Raw genomic sequence first — 18,681 nt, forward strand, 5'->3', positions numbered from 1 at the left:
ATTTGACTTTAGAAGATTTTGTTGAACGTTCGCTTGGACCATCACTAAGGAAGAAATTAGAGAAAATAAATATTGGTGGCTCCAGTAATCACAAGGGAACTAAATATGAAAATTATTATGCAGTCGCAAAAATTTGTTCATCTGTAGCTAATTCCATGAAAGATAATTCTTATGATAACTATGTATTATCAGCACAAGAAAGAGCATTTGTAGATGATCTTTGCTGGAGGGTTAAGGATAGTGGTTTAAAGATAAACTATCAGGCAAAAAATTCTGAAAACTATGTTGCTGATTGGAATAATGACTTACAAGAAAGAATTAAAAATCAATATCATATAGATATTAATTATCATAAGGTGAAAATTTCACGTAATGTTCTGCTTGTTAGTTCAAAAGCTAAGTACCGAAAAAATTTGAAGAAAATCCCTATAGATTTACGTACTTTTTGTGACTGTGAATATTTTCCTTATTTTAAAAGTTCAACTCAGTTGATAATGGAACATAAACCATTACGTTCTGATTTAGAAAAAATTTGTGCAAATAAGAGCCTGCAATCACTTGATACTGCATTTAAAATTATTCACAGTGCTTGGGTAATGAATGATTCTCAGGAAGTGAAAACGATTGGAGACATTATTGGGGAAGCAAAATCTATGTCACACCCAAATATTTTTCATGGACTGATACCATCGCGACTAACCGAGAAATGCGCCACTTTCAATGGATGTATTGCTAGTGTAGAATCCGGTATCGTTTACGTGCGGTGTCGTGGCTTAGAAGTCGTAGTTACTGATGCCTATGACCAGCTGACGCCTGAGCAGTTAAAGCAAATTGATTCTGCAACTGAGTTACATACATTTTTAGATATTTTGACTAATATTACTAAACAAAGCTTCCTATAGAGGCTTACATAGCAGAATATAAAAAGGTTAGGAGGGAATATGGTCACTCCCATAAATAATAGAAGTTTTAGTCGATATGCTAATGATAAAGCTAAAATTGCGTTGAACCGCTTATTGGAAGACCAAATAAATCCTGATGAATATCGTGCTGTGATGAAGCAGCTAGGTTGCTTTTTGGGGAATGTTGTGTCTCCATTTATTCCTAAAACGGATAAGTGCCTTGTGGTTTCTACTGCCGAAGATGCCGATTATCTTTCACGAGGAGTATTAGACTCTTTGAAAGAAGATCATGAGGCTAAAACAGCTGTCTTTTGGAATAACCATTATTCATTAAAAGATGGTGTAAGTGTTGCTCCTATAGTGCATAAATTCTTAGAGCCAGGGTATGACAAGTCTAATCAATTAGTTATTGTTAAATCGGTAATTTCTGGTAGCTGTGTTGTACGTACAAATTTGCTTGAAGTTATTGAAAAAATTAAGGCAAAAAATATTTATATTGTTTCACCGGTTATACATGAGAATTCCGAAGCGTCTTTATTAAAAGAGTTTCCTTTACGAATTAGCAAAAAATTTAAATTTATTTATTTTGCCGTTGATGCTGAAAAAGATACTCACTCAGGTGAGGTTATTCCTGGTATTGGTGGGCAAATATACGATAAGCTTGGTTTAGGTATGCAGCCAGTTAAAACTGGGTTTATACCTGAATTAGTTAAGGAATTAACTTAATATCATTAATATGATTTTCTATCATAAAAAACTCAAGGAAAGAAAATCCCTCCTTGAGTTCCTGAATATTTTCTATCAAAACGGCTTATTTATCGAATTATATAGCGTATCAAGTTGATTAATCCGCTGGTGGTAACTTTGCAGCAAACAGGCTGTATTCCCTTTGCATTTTTGGCGCTGCTTCAGCCATGCAGTTTGGTCATCATACATATCCCCTGATACTCCCATGGTAAATAACCCTTTCAAAAAGTGATACTTTACGCTCATTTCTACATCCAAATCATTGAGCTTTGGGTTTGAGCAAATCGCTTTTTCATCCGGTGCCTTAGCTTTCGCACAGTCAAAACTGGCGGCGAAGCTTAATGGCGACAGGACAAGTAACATAAAATAGATATGCTTCATTTATTGCTCCTTATGGGAGGGGATAACAGGCCCAGGCCCGGTTTGCAATTTGGGAGACTCGGCACTTTCATACTTAAATGAGTGTGCCTTACCCGCTGCATCCAATTTGCAGGAGAACCGGATATCCTTCCAACCATCATCTGTCCGGTACATGCCTTTACCAACCAATTCAGATGAATGTTCCAGCTTTATGCTATCGGGTGAAACATCACCCAGAAAAACCTTATCGGCGTCTTTGTGATGCTGTTGAATGATGGGCAAAGCAAAAGGGCGACAAATAAACTCAGCCACTTTTTTAGCCTCTGACCAGTTTGCTATATCTTTCAGAACAGATTTATCTGTAATTTGTTCATTAATCTGTAGTTGCAGGTATTTTTTCTGGGTTAGGGATAATTGTTTGGATGGTGATTGTGCTTGCGCAAAGGCAGATAATAAAAGACAACTGGCACCCAAATAAGTTAAGTATTTTGAAAACATAGCAGCATACTCCCCGTTTGAGACTAAAAAAGTATGGCACAGATTGCTTAATTGTGCCATCACAGAGGATATACGTTGACTTATTGTTGAAGCCATTTTTAAATAGCCTTTTTGTTATGCCAAATGTACCTTGTAGTTAATTGCTACTGCAAATGCAGTTATGTTTTTATCTAATACATTATCAACATTAATGATATTCGGGTATGATAATGAATCCATAACGATATAAGGATAAGCAGACAGGTTTTGATTCGCATAATTTGCTAAATCTTTAATGCTAGCAACTCCCGGTAGCTGACAAAGGGTTGCTTGTGCTGCACTTTGGGTTAATGTCCAATATAATAAAAAGTACTTATATCCAGCAAACTTATTCATTTTTTTGACCTGTTCATCGGACATCTTCCTGAAATCATTTGTATTGGAATATTTACCATATATATTAAGGTCATCAAGATAGAAAAACCCTTTTTTATATCGTTTTCCTAAATCAACTTTGTTTTTTTCATCTTTTCGTATGACGAATAAAACGGCTGAATTGGCTCCATTATTGGTAAACTTGTTTAAAGTTATGTTTGCAAGAGAAAAGGGGGTATCTGTTTCATCATCCTGATAATAGTAGCGATATTTAATCTTACTTAATTGGCCAAATAGACCGTCCCATTCATCTTGTGTAAATGAACGATAAGATGTATTGCCAAGATCAGTATTGAGAGAATGAGAAAGCCTGATAATGATCAACTCATTGTTGTTTTTTGTGAATGAATTTATACCATTAATGATAGATTGAATGGGTTCGCCGTTTGCGCCTTGCCAGGTGAAACCAACTTTAGAATAATGGCCGGTAGAGTAATGGGCAGCACTGATGACTGGCCTGATATCAAAGAATCTTATCCCTAAATTCAATTGTCCTAATACATCATAAGATTGAGTTAATGTATTACATTCATATCCGAATGCTGTTCCACCAGTCATTTTACTCATACCCGCATCATGAGAGCCAGTAATACAGATTGATTTTAATGGCAGATCACCCAAAAGTTTTCTGTTATCATACATCCAACTCTCCGTTTTCAGGTTTGTTCCCGTATAGTTTCCTTCTGCGCCTGAAAGTATAAATGTGGTTAATGAGTCTGGTTTCCACCCTAGTATTAATGTTGACCCTGGTAAATTTCCGTCTGCTTTTAAACTGATAAAAACAATACTAATCAAAAAACGCCCTTTATCTTTATGATATTTTGCACTTATTTGAAAACGACTTTCCTTCGAGTCAAGTAACTTGTATTCAGCAATACCCATATCAAGATCATGATCATTAGAAATCCAACCACTTCTTTCTATGGTTAACTGGACTGCATTTTTAGATGTTATTTTTTCTGGGAAATACCAAAAATTCATCTGATAAGAAGAACTTTTAACTATTTCCCAATCAGCATTGGTGCTATTGATCAATGAAAGATATGCTGTCTCACCCATAACAACCTCTTTTATTAAGTAAATATTATAATTTCCAAAAATTATTTGGAGTAGGTTATTATTAGTATAGTATAAATTTTAAAAGGTAATTTTAAATTAACCTGTAAATGTGCGAAGCATTAGTGTGGTTTATTTAATCTTTATCATTGACCTCGCCTATTAAGACGAGGTTTTTATTATTTAATAATATATAAATAAGTTGGTTATTCTGCTAATAAGTATATTGCTTCATAAGGTTTAATTTTAATTTCATTCGCTATTTTTGTGGGTGAAGGATAATTGCTTATTAATACCTGCCATTCTTTGTGTGTAAGTGAAGCCTCTGGAGACCAAGATTGTGTTTCATTACTGAGATTGGCAATCACCAGCAGAGTTTGTGCCTGCCAACGGCGCAAATAACACCACAGTGAGGGATGATCAGGCAGTAAATCCAGATAATCACCATATGTCAGGATAGGTTGCTGCTTTCTCAATTTAACTAAATCGTGGTAGCAATAAAAGACGGAATCTTTATCCTGTAATGCGGCTTCGGTATTGATTTCCGGGTAATTACTGCATGGTGCAATCCACGGATTGCCGGTGGTAAAACCTGCATTCGCTGAATTATCCCACTGCATAGGAGTCCGGCCATTGTCGCGGGACTTCTGCGCTAGAATTGCCAATATATCCTCTGGCTGCATGCCTTGCTCAATACGCTCCTGATACATATTCAGGCTTTCGATATCCCGATAATCTTCAATACGCGCAAAATGTGGGTTCGTCATGCCCAGCTCTTCACCCTGATAAATATAAGGTGTTCCTTGCATACCGTGCAGCACCATAGCCAACATTTTGGCGGATGTTTTATGGTGCCGGTGTTCATCTCCAAACCGGGAAACAATGCGGGGTTGATCATGATTACACCAGAAAAGCGCGTTCCAAGCCTTTTGATACATACCTTGCTGCCATGTTGAGAAAATCTTTTTCAACTCAACATAATCGGGTTTTGCGCGAGTCCATTTCTCTCCATTCGGATAATCCACTTTCAGATGGTGAAAATTAAACGTCATGGACAGCGCTGTCCCATCCAGTGAGCTATAGCGCTGGCAGTGTTCAAGGCCAGTGGAGGACATTTCACCGACAGTCATCAATCCCTTAGGTTGAAAAACATCACGGCTCATTTCTTGCATAAATTCATGGATACGCGGGCCATCGGTATAGAATCGACGACCATCTCCACGTTCATCATTCGGATAATCCTGCTGTTTTGAGACAAGATTAATTACGTCCAGTCGCAAGCCATCTACACCACGATCAGCCCAGAATTCACAGATTTTTTTCAGCTCAGCGCGAACAGGTTCATGCTCCCAATTTAAATCGGCTTGTTCTACCGCAAACAGATGGAGGTAATACTGCTGGCTCTCTGCATGCCATTGCCAGGCATTACCACCGAATTTAGACCTCCAGTTATTGGGCAAGGTGCCTTCGGAGCCGTCTTTCCAGATATAAAACTGGCGATAAGGACTATTAATATCTTGAGCTGCCTGGAACCACGGATGCTGCGTTGAAGTATGATTGAAAACCATATCCAAAATGATGCGAATGCCTCGTTGATGAGCGTTTTGCACCAAATTGTCAAAGTCTTCCATCGAGCCATAATCAGGATTAATAGCGCAGTAATCGGCAACATCATAGCCATTATCAATTTGTGGAGACGGATAAATTGGGGTGATCCAGATAGCCTCCACACCGAGGCGTTGCAGATAATCCAGCCGCTGGATAATCCCGTTGATATCTCCTGTGCCGCTTCCGGTACTATCTTGAAAACTCTTTGGATAAATTTGATAGATAACGCTATCCATCCACCACGGTTTTTGTTCGGTCATAACTATCCCTACTAATTTATTATGCCTACTAATTTACTATGCCTACTCATTAAGTAGGCCTGTTAATTTAATGAGCTTGCTAAGTCAATTGGCAATCTCATTGGATAATGCTGCCTTACGTTCGTTTCTGCGATAAGCCAGAACGGTCAGCACTAAAGGGACAACAATAGCGACAAGCATAGCGATTAGGTAGACCATCCAAAACTGTGGTTTGATGGAAAGAATACCCGGTATACCACCAACACCGATGCCATTGGCGGTGACATGATTAAAGCCACAAATCAGCCCGGCCAGGCTTGCACCAATCATTGCGCAGAACATCGGGTAACGATATTTCAGGTTGATACCGTACATGGCAGGCTCAGTGACTCCCAGATAAGCTGAAATTGCCGCAGGAACAGAAACTTCACGCTCTTTCTGTTTCTTGCTTGCCCAAATAATGCCGGCTACGGCTGACCCTTGGGCAATATTGGATAGCGCAATAATAGGCCAGATTGGTGTTCCGCCAGTGCTTTGGATCATTTGCAGATCGATTGCCAGAGTCGTTTGGTGTACACCTGTAATAACCAGCGGGGCGTAGAAGAAGCCGAACAAGGCGGCACCGATAGGGGCAAAACTACCCGTCATTAATCCTTTAACAGCCCAGGCAACGCCATCGCCGATAGCACGTCCGGCAGGCCCTATCAGTGCATGGGCAAGGAATACTGCCAGCAACAGAGAGGTGACAGGGACAATAACAAGATAGAGGTAATCGGGTACCCATTTTTTCAGCCGTGTTTCAATCCATCCCAGCGTTAAACCTGCTAATAAGGAAGGAATAACTTGTGCCTGATAACCGACTTTATCAATTGTAAACCAGCCGAAATTCCAGACTTCGGGAGCTTGTTGCCCAAGCAGATAAGCATTCATCAACTGTGGGGAAACCAGTGTAATCCCCAAAATAATCCCTAAGATGGGTGTTCCACCCATTTTTTTGACAGCAGACCAGCAGATCCCGACAGGAAGATAGAAGAATATCGCTTCACCGATCAGCCAAAGGAAGTCATAGATAGTCTTCCAGATAGGGTCGAGCTGAGCGAGTGACTTGCCCTCGCTGAACGGAATATCGCCGATCAGGTTACGGAAACCGAGAATTAAACCACCGCTTATCAGAGCGGGCAGTAATGGGAAGAAGATCTCAGCAAAATGTGAAATTGCATTTTCATACCATTTCATATTTTGGCGAGCTGCTTGTTTAACTTCTTCTTTATTAACGGATTGTTTTCCGGTGGCTTCAAGCAGGGCTTTATAATAAATATCTACATTTGTTCCAATAACCACCTGAAATTGACCGGCATTGGTGAAGCAGCCCTTAACCATTGGTAACTCTTCAATGGCTTTGGCATCGGCATTTTCTGGTGTATTGAGAACGAATCTGAGGCGGGTGATACAATGACTGACGGAGGCGATATTTTCTTTTCCTCCAATCAATGTAATAAGTTTTTCAATATCCTTTTGATTTATTTGTTTTTTCTTCATGCCTTTGCTCCTTTGTGTGGCAGGAGTTATAAAAAACGGAATTTTGCGATTAACAGAATGATTACTCTCGTGATGAGATAGTGAATAGACTGAAATAATAGCTGATTCATCCTAGTAAGATTTCAAACTTTTTAATATGAAAATATTTTTCGTTTGAGTTTTAGATCACATTTTACGCCATTGGTTTGAAATTAAAGATTTTTATATTTGCAAAACTTATAGGTGAAACAGGTTTGATTACTTAGCTAATTAATAGATATTTATTATACATTGTGCTGGATTTATATTTTTTTTGTAAAACAAAGGAGGGTTTTATTGTTAATGGTTTTTGAAATGTATGGATTTTTTTTCTGCCGAAAAAGAAATTATTCTATTTGTGATAAATGAGTCTTTAATATTGTTCATTTTCAGTCAGTTGATAAGATGATACCAGAGCCTTAGTTCTCAGTTAGGAGAAGCATGAAATGATGAGGTGATATATGAATGAAAAAGATGCTTGGTCAAAATTAAGATGGGCTACTCGTCGACGTTGGGCAAACAAAGCGATTGACCAAATGAGTCAGGCAATAGCAGGAAATCAAGATTCCGATATGGTATACGATTTTAACAAGAGACCTGGTGATAAGTGTTTCCCAGATTTACATTCTAATATGTGGACTGTTACAAATGACTTGAGGCAAAGTTTAGGAGAATTGACAGATGAGGAATTAAAATTCGAAAAAGTTTTTAAGTCAAAAGAGTTCTATATTGTCCATGCTAGCGACAAAAATCTTATAAACAAACCAGATAATTTCAAAAGAGACTTGAATATTTACTCAAGGCTGCGCCTTGAGGAAAAAGAAATTCCATTTCCTGACAATCATTCAACTATCACAGATATAGAGGATTTGGGAAATAATGATTATGTGTTCTTTTCACTTGAGGTGGGTCAAACGCCTAAAAAAATTAAAAGCAGATTTGGAGATTATTTTTATCGTATAAGATATTCTGGATCTAATCTCTCATTAAGATATTCTTCTATGACTTTATTTGACCAGATAGATCCTAGTAGCCATCTGAGTAATTTTCTTACTGAGAGAAAAAGATTGCTTGATTATCTTAAGATCACTGAGAATTCGAAACAATATCTAAGAGCAAGAAAGCTACGCAGAGGTAGAAGTCTTTTTTCCGGTGCTTTAAATTCTATTAATGGACTGTTGTACTCAATTATTCGTGACATAAGGCTATTGGAAAACGAGAGTGATAGACAAAAACTTCTTTCAACGCGCAGTGATGATGATATTAATATGATTGTTAACGCATTATACCGTCCTGAAGTTCGGGTGCCAAGGATGGTTGGTTTTGTTGAAGGTGATTATGAAATGATAACGCCATAAATGTTAAGATATTAATTAACTGATTTAGCTTATTTATTAATATTAAAAGTATAAATTAATTAATATAATTACTCGCAATAGTGAAAATTTTTTAGAGACTAAGCAACCGTCAGTGGTCCTTAAGAAACTGATGGTTGCTTGAGTTAAATAAAGTTAAATTTCAATCTTGCTCGCAATATTTACTTAAATATTAAAATCAACTCACTATATGTGCTTTATTAGTTCTGATATGTTTCATTGGGGATTTATAAAATTCCCTATCAGGATAGTGTGAGCCATGAACATCAATCAATTAAGAAGTTTTGTCGAGATAGTTAAGAATAACTTTAATATCACCAGCACCGCAGAAAAACTGTATACCTCACAACCGACAATTAGTAAGCAAATTAAGTTTCTGGAAGAGGAATTAAATGTTTCTTTATTTATTAGGAAAAATAACAACTTATTGGCATTAAGCCCGGTAGGTAAACAGGTGCATCAAATAGCCAGCAATATTCTTGGTCAGGTTGAAAAAATTAAAAGCATGGTTGCTGAAGAGGAGCAGGCGGTTAATTTACATATTGCGACAACACATACTCAGATTCGCTATAAGTTACCGCATGTCGTGGAGAAATTCCGGACAATGTACCCAAATGTTTCAATTCATTTTCATCAGGGTACACCCGCACAGCTTGCTGATATGGTAAGGCAGGGCGAAGTGGATTTTGCGATAGCAACTGAATCCATGCATTTCTATTCAGATTTACTGATGTTGCCCTGTTACCGTTGGGCACGTAGTGTGATTGTGCCCAAAAGTCACCCTTTAGTGAATGTGGAATGTATTACTTTTGAAGATCTGGCGGGCTATCCGTTGATTACTTATGTATTTGGTTTCACCGAACACTCAACTTTAGACATCGTATTTCATCAAAGTGGGATGAGGCCGAAAATCGCATTGACTGCGGCGGATACGGAAATCATCAAGCATTATGTTCGGTTGGGGCTTGGTGTCGGCATGATCGCAACCGCAGCATTGGATGATCGTGATCTGACTGATCTGCATATTATTAATGCGGATCATTTGATCCCGCCGAACTTCACTTATGTTTGCATGAATCAACAGGTACATATGAAAAATTATATGTACGATTTTATCTTGTTATATGCCCCTCATTTAGATAAAAACACAATTCAACTCTGCGAGCAGGGGCAACAGATTGATTGCAGCCAAATGGTTTTGGATAATTTGCCTACGCTTTGATTCGGTCCAATATCTTTAGCGTGATATCGCGTCCGGTTAATGTTGATATCACCGGACGCGAGAAATAATTAATGCGTTACAAGATTAATAAAGATCTGTGCTCCAACGAGCAGGCAATCATCATCAATAAAATAAGGATTAGAGTGTATGTAGTTATTGATTCCTTTCGTTTGATTGCCGCTACCGAGGAAAAACATTGCACCAATACGATCTTTAGTAGCATTAATCATATAGCTGAAATCTTCACTGCCCGTCATAGGAAGGCCATTTGATTCGATATTTTCAGCTGGCAGGAATTTGGCAGCAGCTTCCTTAATCCGTTGATGTGCGTCTGGGTGGTTCTCCACAGCGGGATAGCTGTCATAAACAATAGTGGTTTTGAACCCTCCCGCTTCGCTACTGGCAATAATTTCTTGAAAGCTGTTTTTCAGGATTTGATCGGTTTCTTTATCCATTGCACGGATAGTCCCGCGAGCTTGAACGCGATCAGCGACAGCATTGGGAATGGTTCCGCCTTTGATCATGCCACAACTGAATACTGCCGGGCTGAAAGGATCGGTTTTCTTGGCAACGATATAGTCCAGATAATCAATGATGCGGCAGGTTTCGCGAATGGAATCCAATCCTTTCTGGGGCGTTGAACTGTGAGCAGAAACACCGTGGACATCCAATGTCCATGTTGATCCCCATGATGACATCACTCCTGCATTGAAACTGATGTGTCCGGTATCCTGTGCGCCGTTATTATGGAGGGCGTACACTTCATTGACACCTTCCATACAACCCAGTTCGACCATTTTGTCCGCGCCCGGAATGTGCATATCTTCTTCTGCCATCTGGAAGATAAAACGCACGTTGGCTCGCATTTCATCCCTATATCGTGACAAATAATTTGCAGCAGTCAGGGCAATAGCCATATGGGTATCATGACCACAATTATGGGCACAACCTTCATGAATCGAAGTATGCTCATTGTTGGTCATATCGGGCATGGCAAGGGCATCCATATCGGCACGGAATGCAATCAAGGGCTTTGTTGGATCAATAATTAAATCAGCAACAAAGCCGGTATAATCTGCATAGGTTTTGATGGTATAACCAAAACCGCTCATTAAATCATGGCAATATCTGGAAGTTTTAAATTCCTGGCCGGATAACTCCGGGATCTTATGTAAATATTGCCGCGTTTTTTTACTGAATTCGTTCAATTCGAACAATTTTTCACTTACGTTATATCTATTCTTGTCCACTAGATTACCCCTTTTATGCTGAATCCAATTTGAGCAACGAGAGAAGCACCGAAGAAGCAGCAGGTGGAAACAATCATGAAAATGACGATGACTTTCCAGGACATCTTTTTCAGCTCTTCCAACTGTCCGCCGACAGATAAACCAGCAAATGCCAATAGAGGAACACAGCAGGACAAGAACGAAACTTTACCAATAGAGTGGATGAAAAATGTTCTTATCACTGTATCTGGCAGGCAAATCAAAATGCCGATGATCGTGGCATAAGCAAATGCTGGCAGTGATGAAGGCAAATAATGTTTTGCCACAAGAGAGAGAAACACAACAAGGGACATGGCGATAAAGCTATCCCACATGTGATGAATGGCGATCCCTGATGTTAATGTCTGGGTAAACATAGCAAGTAGGATAGCGACGAAAACCAGCTTCATATCAATGATGATACTTTTCATACAGTTTCCTCTTTAGTGAAGATCTTGTAAATCTTTTCTGAAAGAGGCAAACCAAGATATGTTAGAGAGAGTGCTCCTAAAGCGGACGATAGCAGATTAGATGCTGCGGCAACACTCAAGACCTTTTGGGCCATCACTTCATCCAGCCCATGAATCAGTGCCCCGGATGCCGCACTGAGCATGGAACCGGAGCCTACGCCAGAACCGGCCGCCAGTGCCATGGGGTGCAGCCCGGTCAGAGGAGCAAGGCTGCCGAGCGCACTGAACCACACTGTGCCAATCACAGAACCACATAAATAAATTGCCAGTACGCCAATATATTCTGGTGAGCCTGTCCCAAATTTTCCCTGAATCACTGCGATTGAAGGTTCACGGCTGATAGAGGACCCCGCACCTATAGCACGACGGCCAAAACCAAACTTTATCGCTAATGGAATAGCAATGAATATTGGCAGTAAGTTACCTATTTCCTGAATAAACAGAGGAATACCGATACTCAATATCATTTTTATATTAGGTACGATCATTCCGGCGTATTGGGTACCCAAAACCAACAGACCAATACCGACCATTTTACCGCAGAAATCTTCTTCTTTTTTGGTAAATAATTTCCCCCAAAATGTGAATTTATTACGAATAAAATTTGTTGAAATAATCATGCCGAGAATCACCGCAAATAACATCGGTAAAATGGGGATAACGGCAAGGCCGATTTTTATTTCTCTTTTGTCAATAACATATTGAGAGATAAAAATTAAAAACAGGGCGCTCAATGTACTGATAAAGAAGATATTGACTTGTTTTCTATTGTTTTTCATTCCTTATCTCCGCGTTTTTATGCGTGGGGATTATTATATGTGAGAAACTCCGATTTGGTGTGATAATGGTCATCTTTATTCCATATCTTTATTTCATGGGGTATGAAATAAAGGAATTGGAATAATGACTTTTATGATTTTTATTTTTAGAGATAATAGAGGGTTATTCATACCATTTTATTGAGCTTCTTGCTTATTGTTATTTAAGAATAATGTTAATATTTTGGTATGTCAGACCTAAAATTTCTGACTCCTCCTTGAGTCTTCGAGGAAGATGACTTATCTTTCCTCTGTGTATATCAGCACGCTGAATTCAATCATTGAACATGCAAATTCTCTTGGCTCGCACTTAAGGCATTGAATGCTATTTTGAATTCTCTATTCTGGGGAACTTATATTGATGAGGTTATTTATGAATGAACAACTTAACAATGATAAATATCTTTTGGTTGGTAATAAGGGAGTGAATAAAATACAGATATTCAAATTTATATTTTCAGGTCAAAACATCATGATCAAAAAGGAGAATTTAATCTGGGAATCGCCAGAAACAACGGCAATGACGGAGGTAAAACCTGTTACATATTTTGGAAAAAAAGCCATACTGTCAGTAACAGAAAATGGGGTTGTTATATATGGGTTAAGCGATAATAACGTTTTATTCTATAAGGAAATTTCGGATTCTTCAGGAAATAATATACACTCCGCTTGTCCACTGCCTGATGGTAATGTGGTTATAGCTGATTCAAATGGGCGAATTGGTTTATTACTCTATGAAAAAGGTAAAGCGAAACAATCTGTTAATGATACCCAATGGTTTAGTTTAACTTATGCCCATGCTGTTGTTTATGATAAAATTAATGACAAAATTTATGCAGGTGGATATACCTCTATTAATGAATACTCTTATCATGTTATTGATGGGAAGGCCAGCCTAATATTAGAGAAAACATATGATATAAGCGATTACTACTTAAGGTGTAAAGAATATAATATTTGTAACGAAGACGGGAATTGGGAAGATGGAATCCATGATATATACCCGGTGTATGGTGATAATTCCCGATTGTTTTTTCTCTCAACAGGAGAGCGAGTTTTTTTGTTTGATTTATCAACGTTAACTCATTCAGAGGAGGGCCAGATTACTCTTGAGAAATTTAATCCGTTTTATGAAATAGATAGTCAAAAATCAAAAGAAGCCGCACTAATAGCCCAAAAAGAAAAAATAATTCTAAAAAAAGGTGGGGTTAAATCTATTTCGGGTAATATTGATGTGAATAATTTTTTTGTTGTTGCTCACTCAGCGCCATGGTTTACTGATAAAATAAATTATCCATATGATGGAAATAGACTCATTTATTCAACCCATATTAATGACATCCTTGATTTCGATCTCACAGATAAGAATAAGGTAGATTTTGATTCTTCACTTAATATGATCTTTTATAAAGCCAGATTGATTGATAAAAATTGGATAGGATTTTGATTACAATAGGCATTTTAATGTGGGCTATATTCAAAACCGAAGTGTATATACCATACGTGACGATTGAGAATATAGCCCTGATACAAATAACCTTAATACAAATATCCCTGATACAAAATAACTTGCATCAGAGGAGATAGCGGGAACTACTTTCTACCCATCACCACCCGTCTAATTTCCATTGCAATCGTGCTCAGTTGCATTGGCGTCACACTGCGAATATCCACTTCGATTCGGCCTTCATTGGCTTTATATTCCCGAAAATAGATCGCAATATTGCCTTGCCGGAGCTGTGCCAAAATTTCGAATGTATTTCTGCCGATGCGTTGTTCGTTAAACGTGATCTCAGTACGAGCGATATCACGGCCTGCACTGTCCCAAACGACTTTGGCGGAGACTCCTGTAATGCGGTTCAGCTTCTCAATAAACGGTGTCATCCTTGTTACCATCTCTGCGCCTGTTTCTTTTGTCTGGTTGAGATGATTTTCAATAGCCAAGGTAAGGCCGAGAATACCTTCTTTACCAATTTTCATGGCTCGCCCGATACCGTGACGCTGCCGTTTAACCCATTCGACATAAGTCTGTTTGCCAATTACTAATCCGCTGGTGGGGCCTTCAATCGCTTTGGCTCCACTGTAGATCACTAAATCTGCCCCTTGCCGATAATAAAGGGTTAAATCCTCTTCAGCAGCGGCATCCACAATCAGGGGCAAGTTATGTGTTTGTGCAATACGGGCGGCGTCTGCCACCGTCAGCATACTTTTTTGTACGGCATGGTGTGATTTGATATAGAGAATAGCCGCGGTTTGTGGCGTGATTTTATCGGCGATCTGTGTCGCGCTGCATTCATTGGCAAAGCCCGCTTCAATGACTTTACCACCGCCCAATGTAATCATGGTTGCAACGGGGGCGCCAAAATTCACGTTATGCCCTTTGGGCAAAATGATTTCACGTGGAACCGATTTATCCGAACAGTGCAGGTTAAGCAGCAGGTCGTTGTCATCTTTAGTGATGACGGCAGCCACGGATTGGGCAATCCCAGACGAGGCGCAAGAAACGACAACAGCACCTTCCACACCCAGTAATTGAGCGATGTAATTACCGGTTTTATCCACCAAATCATCCATCTCAAAATAGTGTTTCAGCCCTGCGCTAACCTGCGCAATGACCCGCTCAGCAGGTGTTGATACACCCAGTGCTGTCATACGTCCGGCAGCATTGATCACCTGGCGCAATTGGTATTTTTCATAGAGGGATGCCATTGGCGACGCTCCTTTTCGTAGCTGAATTTTTGACGGGTATATTTTCCGCAGACATGTTTTTCGCTGCGGTATTCTCTGCCACGACAATGTGAACTCCCGAAATGATGGCTGCGATGGGGATAAATTGTTGTGTACCGATCCTGATTTGCCCCTCGGCATCGACAAGTTCAATGCGTTGATTTTTCAGATCAAAAATTGTGATGTCGCCGTCACAGCCACGTTCTAACCGGCCTTTACGTGGCAGGTGGAGTAAATCCGCGGCATTGATTGTCACGCAGTTCAAAATGTACTCAGGCGACAAGCCCATGTTGAGGAATTTTGTCATCACAGTGGCGAGACTGTAGACTGGCCCGTCAATGCGGTTTCTTTGGTAGATATCTGAACTGATCATGTGAGGATGGGCACCGAACTTAATGGCTTGTTCGGCAATAGAAAAACTAAGACTTTCTGTGCCATGTCCGACATCCAGAATAACACCTCTGGCAAGTGCCCGTTGAATGGTGAGTTTCAGGTTACCGGCTTCATCAAGGATACGGTTAGGTTTGCCGTTAAAGCAGTGAGTGATGATATCGCCTTTAGTCAGCAGATCAGCAATTTCTTCCAGTTTGGGGGAAGGATTGCCGATATGTACCATTAGCGGAAGATGATTCTCTTTCTGCATGGCTTTAGCTTTGATGAGAGGCTGGAAACCATTTTTGCCAACCACGCTTTTACTCATGCGGGCTTTCAATCCGATAACAAATCCCTTGTGACGCCTGACCGCATCTTGCAGGCGGGTATTGTCGATTTGAGTGATGTCAGCCAGTTCGTTTTGACTGCAAATACCGGTACGGGCGATATTTAAGAAGGCATAGACGTGGGTTTTGGCCTTGCGTGCCACGGCATAAAAGTCATCGATATCATCGGCTCCCGTACTGCCTGCATCGACAACGGTTGTGACACCACAGGCCGCACCAATCAAATCGGGATCATCATAGTAAAGCGGAGATTGCGGGTAGCAGTGAGTATGGGCATCAATCCAGCCCGCGCTGACGTAATAATGACCGTGCAGATCAATTTCCTTGATAGATGGCAACCCGACCGCGGCGGCGGGGCCAATGGCAGTAATCTTGCCATCATTGATTACAATATCAATCAAATCCCCGTTAATGAGTTTTCCTTGCTTAATAATTAAATCATTCATGAGATACCTGTCCTTATTATTATGTTGCGACAGGAAAAAAATAGCCGGACACCATTGCGCCCAAAATGGCACCGCCTGCCACGGGCTTTTTCCACAGATAAAACAGCAGGGCGCCGATCAGTGAACCGAGGCCAATCGGAATGGATGCAACCATTGCGGCCAAAATAATGAGAGGGCCGAGGAACCTTCCCGATGCGTTACCTGCCCCCATCATGACATCTGCCCCAAAGGTGGAATTTCCCTGTGCAACCGTGAATTTACGGGCAAGGATGATCACCAGACCGACGATAACACCCAGTAACATGCCAGTGATCAGCGAAGCCCAGAAGTTAGTGACGAGAAAATCAAAACCTCCCGCCAGCAACAGAGCGGGAACGCCTAAACCAATACCGGTTTGCAGAGCACCGCCGATATCCAGAATGCCAACCAGTGATCCTTCAACAATACGGGCAAACAGAAAACTGGCGCCAAATGCGGCTACTGCTCCATAAGCACCGGTATCTATGCCGGAACGTAACATTGCGACGAAAGCGACTTCATTAAATGCCCCAAATCCGTACACCACATACATATGCGTACCGGCAAAAATTCCCGCTGACAGCAGGCCGACAAACAGAGGGAATGTCCATTCTGCGTACCAGAAATCATGCTTGTTCAGTTCAATATTCATGGTTATTTCCCACTCAGAAATTGATGGATATGGTGTAGCCAGTTTGGCGTATCCAGCATGAAAGATTGCAGGAGCTTGAGATCGAACTCACGGAAGAACCCGCTGAGGGTGAACAGCAAAATGACAGCGATAAGCATGGTGCGGGTAATTTTATTCCAGCCGTTGTCATCGACGCCTTTGCCGATCAAAATCCCCAATACCAGACCGGGAATGGCATTACCCATGATCAGTTGAGCACAACCGCCGAAGAGTGTGGCCCAGAAACCGGCGCGTCGGCCTGCATCCATTGCAGCAAGCCAGAACAGTACCGGCATCACGGTATTGACCAGTAGATTGGCGGCGGGAACCAGTACGTTGGTGGCGGTGGTCTGTAAAGCGACGGGAACGGCGGAGGCCGTGGTATTCAGGAATGCCACCAGTAGCGCCCCAACAATGCCGCAGGCAATCGCCATTTTTTTCGGATTATGCAGCGTTTCCGCCACGTTGCGGTTTTTGATCATTAACGTTGCCGCACCCCAATTGGGAATAATGCGATGATCCACATCCTGCGTAAATGCTCCGGCAGCGACTGATGATGCCCAAGCGTTAAAAAAGAAACCGAGGCCAAAAGAGAAGTGAGAAGCCGGATCGCCTTCGCAGGCATTCAGCTCACCTAGCGTGCGAAAAGCCCCCATGCCCTGAATGGTTGGTGCGTGGAACATGCGTGCCGCTCCTGCTCCGAGGCCGAAACCACACAGGCCACCGATAATGAGCGACATACCCAGTATTTCGATAAAAGAGGCGGTAGCACCCATCGTTTTTTCTCCCCATCATGTTTTGCCGGAATGATGTTTTTCTGTGGTGTGATACGGATTGGCTGACATGGATTGCTTGAAAGGGATAGCCTGTACATCCAGCAAGGTGACATTGACGGTAACATCCAAAACCACCGAATAATGTTCGCGCTGACGGGGCAGAAAAAAGAATAGAAACTTTTCTGTTGTCACTTCGCTGGTGGCACTGATAATCGCGATATCCTTGGGTTCGATGCGCAGAATAATCTGCGTGCTTCCTTGTAATACTGTGCGTTGCACAGCATTCAGGGCATCGGCGATGGCTTTTTGTCGGGAATCACCGGAGCCACTGACACGCACAGTGGTTTCAAGCAATGCTTTCATGATCCTTCGCTCAGCTTTTTGGTAAAGGCATGAATCAGACGCTCGCCTAACTCGGCTTTGTCCATAAAACCAAAACCAAGCACAGTACAGCCTTCGCGGATCGCCGTTTCCCCTTCTTCAATGGAACGCATTCCGTGGCGAACTGAGTAACCATATTTGTTCTGTGCCGTGATTGCCCCCGCACCGCCACTGCCACAAAACGAAATGCCGAGATCTGCTTGTTCTCGCTGCATAACATCGCCCAGTTTCATATCTGCTGCCATGCCCGGAATGACAATGGCTTTCCCGCCAGCGGCTTCAATCCCTATGGCAACGTTTTGTCCCTTACCTAAACGATCACCGATAACGACAACGACTTGTTTTTTAACGACGTGTGTTTCAGTGGGGTGTTTTTCAATAGCTGTCTGTTTGCTCATGGGGTCTGCCC

Annotated in this window: 19 protein-coding genes; 5 read left to right on the top strand and 14 right to left on the bottom strand. The window is 41.0% G+C overall.

Annotated features, from left to right (window positions below):
• Nucleotides 1-2 precede the first annotated feature (2 nt).
• Both Xmir_RS02270 and Xmir_RS02275 read left to right on the top strand, forming a co-directional pair.
• On the top strand, nucleotides 3-902 hold the full coding sequence (locus Xmir_RS02270) for a hypothetical protein (RefSeq protein WP_099112839.1): 900 nt from the start codon (nucleotides 3-5) through the stop codon (nucleotides 900-902).
• Between the two features lie 39 nt (nucleotides 903-941).
• A complete protein-coding gene (locus Xmir_RS02275; protein ID WP_099112840.1) occupies nucleotides 942-1,628 on the top strand; it encodes a hypothetical protein in 687 nt (228 codons plus the stop codon).
• A 75-nt stretch (nucleotides 1,629-1,703) separates the two neighbouring features.
• Here Xmir_RS02275 and Xmir_RS02280 read toward each other — a convergent pair whose 3' ends face one another.
• The 5 genes from Xmir_RS02280 to treB all read right to left on the bottom strand — a co-directional run bounded on the left by Xmir_RS02280 (nucleotide 1,704) and on the right by treB (nucleotide 7,363).
• A complete protein-coding gene (locus Xmir_RS02280; protein ID WP_099112841.1) occupies nucleotides 1,704-2,030 on the bottom strand; it encodes a lysozyme inhibitor LprI family protein in 327 nt (108 codons plus the stop codon).
• A complete protein-coding gene (locus Xmir_RS02285; RefSeq protein WP_099113070.1) occupies nucleotides 2,031-2,507 on the bottom strand; it encodes a hypothetical protein in 477 nt (158 codons plus the stop codon). It lies immediately after the preceding gene.
• Nucleotides 2,508-2,621: 114 nt separating this feature from the next.
• A complete protein-coding gene (locus Xmir_RS02290; RefSeq protein WP_099112842.1) occupies nucleotides 2,622-3,980 on the bottom strand; it encodes a PI-PLC domain-containing protein in 1,359 nt (452 codons plus the stop codon).
• 203 nt (nucleotides 3,981-4,183) lie between these two features.
• Nucleotides 4,184-5,845 carry an alpha,alpha-phosphotrehalase gene (gene treC / locus Xmir_RS02295; protein WP_099112843.1) on the bottom strand — a complete coding sequence of 554 codons (1,662 nt, stop codon included), beginning with the start codon at nucleotides 5,843-5,845 and terminating at the stop codon, nucleotides 4,184-4,186.
• An 84-nt stretch (nucleotides 5,846-5,929) separates the two neighbouring features.
• Entirely contained in the window at nucleotides 5,930-7,363 is a 1,434-nt protein-coding gene (gene treB / locus Xmir_RS02300; protein ID WP_099112844.1) for a PTS trehalose transporter subunit IIBC, read from the bottom strand.
• A gap of 479 nt (nucleotides 7,364-7,842) precedes the next feature.
• Between treB and Xmir_RS02305 the strand changes: the two genes are divergently transcribed.
• A complete protein-coding gene (locus Xmir_RS02305; RefSeq protein ID WP_099112845.1) occupies nucleotides 7,843-8,739 on the top strand; it encodes a hypothetical protein in 897 nt (298 codons plus the stop codon).
• Between the two features lie 277 nt (nucleotides 8,740-9,016).
• Nucleotides 9,017-9,979 carry a LysR substrate-binding domain-containing protein gene (locus Xmir_RS02310; protein ID WP_099112846.1) on the top strand — a complete coding sequence of 321 codons (963 nt, stop codon included), beginning with the start codon at nucleotides 9,017-9,019 and terminating at the stop codon, nucleotides 9,977-9,979.
• 68 nt (nucleotides 9,980-10,047) lie between these two features.
• Here the strand turns inward: Xmir_RS02310 and Xmir_RS02315 are convergent, their stop codons facing one another.
• Genes Xmir_RS02315 through Xmir_RS02325 form a run of 3 tightly spaced genes read right to left on the bottom strand, consistent with a single transcriptional unit; the run spans nucleotide 10,048 to nucleotide 12,496 of the window.
• Nucleotides 10,048-11,229 carry a M20 metallopeptidase family protein gene (locus Xmir_RS02315; protein ID WP_099112847.1) on the bottom strand — a complete coding sequence of 394 codons (1,182 nt, stop codon included), beginning with the start codon at nucleotides 11,227-11,229 and terminating at the stop codon, nucleotides 10,048-10,050.
• The gene (locus Xmir_RS02320) at nucleotides 11,229-11,678 is read right to left on the bottom strand and encodes a hypothetical protein (protein ID WP_099112848.1); all 450 of its coding nucleotides are present in this window, start codon (nucleotides 11,676-11,678) and stop codon (nucleotides 11,229-11,231) included. Before Xmir_RS02320 ends, Xmir_RS02315 begins: the two co-directional genes overlap by 1 nt.
• On the bottom strand, nucleotides 11,675-12,496 hold the full coding sequence (locus Xmir_RS02325) for a DUF3100 domain-containing protein (RefSeq protein WP_099112849.1): 822 nt from the start codon (nucleotides 12,494-12,496) through the stop codon (nucleotides 11,675-11,677). Before Xmir_RS02325 ends, Xmir_RS02320 begins: the two co-directional genes overlap by 4 nt.
• A gap of 412 nt (nucleotides 12,497-12,908) precedes the next feature.
• On the opposite strand from Xmir_RS02325, the gene Xmir_RS02330 reads away from it, so the two are divergent.
• Nucleotides 12,909-13,982, top strand: coding sequence for a DUF6528 family protein (locus Xmir_RS02330; protein WP_145956859.1), 1,074 nt, complete (start codon nucleotides 12,909-12,911; stop codon nucleotides 13,980-13,982).
• A 146-nt stretch (nucleotides 13,983-14,128) separates the two neighbouring features.
• On the opposite strand, the gene Xmir_RS02335 is transcribed toward Xmir_RS02330, so the two are convergent.
• The 6 genes from Xmir_RS02335 to Xmir_RS02360 are packed head-to-tail and all read right to left on the bottom strand — an operon-like array spanning nucleotide 14,129 to nucleotide 18,670.
• Nucleotides 14,129-15,244, bottom strand: a complete 1,116-nt coding sequence (locus tag Xmir_RS02335) for a DgaE family pyridoxal phosphate-dependent ammonia lyase (RefSeq protein WP_099112851.1) — start codon at nucleotides 15,242-15,244, stop codon at nucleotides 14,129-14,131.
• Nucleotides 15,228-16,427 (bottom strand): amidohydrolase/deacetylase family metallohydrolase, encoded by a 1,200-nt coding sequence (locus tag Xmir_RS02340; protein ID WP_099112852.1) that lies wholly within the window; start codon nucleotides 16,425-16,427, stop codon nucleotides 15,228-15,230. Before Xmir_RS02340 ends, Xmir_RS02335 begins: the two co-directional genes overlap by 17 nt.
• 19 nt (nucleotides 16,428-16,446) lie before the next feature.
• The gene (locus Xmir_RS02345; protein ID WP_167385934.1) at nucleotides 16,447-17,091 is read right to left on the bottom strand and encodes a DUF4310 family protein; all 645 of its coding nucleotides are present in this window, start codon (nucleotides 17,089-17,091) and stop codon (nucleotides 16,447-16,449) included.
• A gap of 8 nt (nucleotides 17,092-17,099) precedes the next feature.
• The gene (locus Xmir_RS02350) at nucleotides 17,100-17,891 is read right to left on the bottom strand and encodes a DUF4311 domain-containing protein (protein WP_099112854.1); all 792 of its coding nucleotides are present in this window, start codon (nucleotides 17,889-17,891) and stop codon (nucleotides 17,100-17,102) included.
• A gap of 15 nt (nucleotides 17,892-17,906) precedes the next feature.
• Nucleotides 17,907-18,254, bottom strand: coding sequence for a DUF4312 family protein (locus tag Xmir_RS02355; protein ID WP_099112855.1), 348 nt, complete (start codon nucleotides 18,252-18,254; stop codon nucleotides 17,907-17,909).
• Entirely contained in the window at nucleotides 18,251-18,670 is a 420-nt protein-coding gene (locus Xmir_RS02360) for an SFCGS family glycine-rich protein (RefSeq protein ID WP_099112856.1), read from the bottom strand. The genes Xmir_RS02355 and Xmir_RS02360 overlap by 4 nt, the downstream gene beginning before the upstream one ends.
• Nucleotides 18,671-18,681 lie beyond the last annotated feature (11 nt).

Source organism: Xenorhabdus miraniensis (assembly GCF_002632615.1).

Coding starts and splice junctions, on each gene's coding strand:
- Xmir_RS02275 (WP_099112840.1), top strand. CDS start 942: ATGGTCACTCCCATAAATAATAGAAGTTTTAGTCGATATGCTAATGAT.
- Xmir_RS02280 (WP_099112841.1), bottom strand. CDS start 2,030: ATGAAGCATATCTATTTTATGTTACTTGTCCTGTCGCCATTAAGCTTC.
- Xmir_RS02285 (WP_099113070.1), bottom strand. CDS start 2,507: ATGTTTTCAAAATACTTAACTTATTTGGGTGCCAGTTGTCTTTTATTA.
- Xmir_RS02290 (WP_099112842.1), bottom strand. CDS start 3,980: ATGGGTGAGACAGCATATCTTTCATTGATCAATAGCACCAATGCTGAT.
- treC (WP_099112843.1), bottom strand. CDS start 5,845: ATGACCGAACAAAAACCGTGGTGGATGGATAGCGTTATCTATCAAATT.
- treB (WP_099112844.1), bottom strand. CDS start 7,363: ATGAAGAAAAAACAAATAAATCAAAAGGATATTGAAAAACTTATTACA.
- Xmir_RS02305 (WP_099112845.1), top strand. CDS start 7,843: ATGAATGAAAAAGATGCTTGGTCAAAATTAAGATGGGCTACTCGTCGA.
- Xmir_RS02310 (WP_099112846.1), top strand. CDS start 9,017: ATGAACATCAATCAATTAAGAAGTTTTGTCGAGATAGTTAAGAATAAC.
- Xmir_RS02320 (WP_099112848.1), bottom strand. CDS start 11,678: ATGAAAAGTATCATCATTGATATGAAGCTGGTTTTCGTCGCTATCCTA.
- Xmir_RS02325 (WP_099112849.1), bottom strand. CDS start 12,496: ATGAAAAACAATAGAAAACAAGTCAATATCTTCTTTATCAGTACATTG.
- Xmir_RS02330 (WP_145956859.1), top strand. CDS start 12,909: ATGAATGAACAACTTAACAATGATAAATATCTTTTGGTTGGTAATAAG.
- Xmir_RS02335 (WP_099112851.1), bottom strand. CDS start 15,244: ATGGCATCCCTCTATGAAAAATACCAATTGCGCCAGGTGATCAATGCT.
- Xmir_RS02340 (WP_099112852.1), bottom strand. CDS start 16,427: ATGAATGATTTAATTATTAAGCAAGGAAAACTCATTAACGGGGATTTG.
- Xmir_RS02350 (WP_099112854.1), bottom strand. CDS start 17,891: ATGGGTGCTACCGCCTCTTTTATCGAAATACTGGGTATGTCGCTCATT.
- Xmir_RS02355 (WP_099112855.1), bottom strand. CDS start 18,254: ATGAAAGCATTGCTTGAAACCACTGTGCGTGTCAGTGGCTCCGGTGAT.
- Xmir_RS02360 (WP_099112856.1), bottom strand. CDS start 18,670: ATGAGCAAACAGACAGCTATTGAAAAACACCCCACTGAAACACACGTC.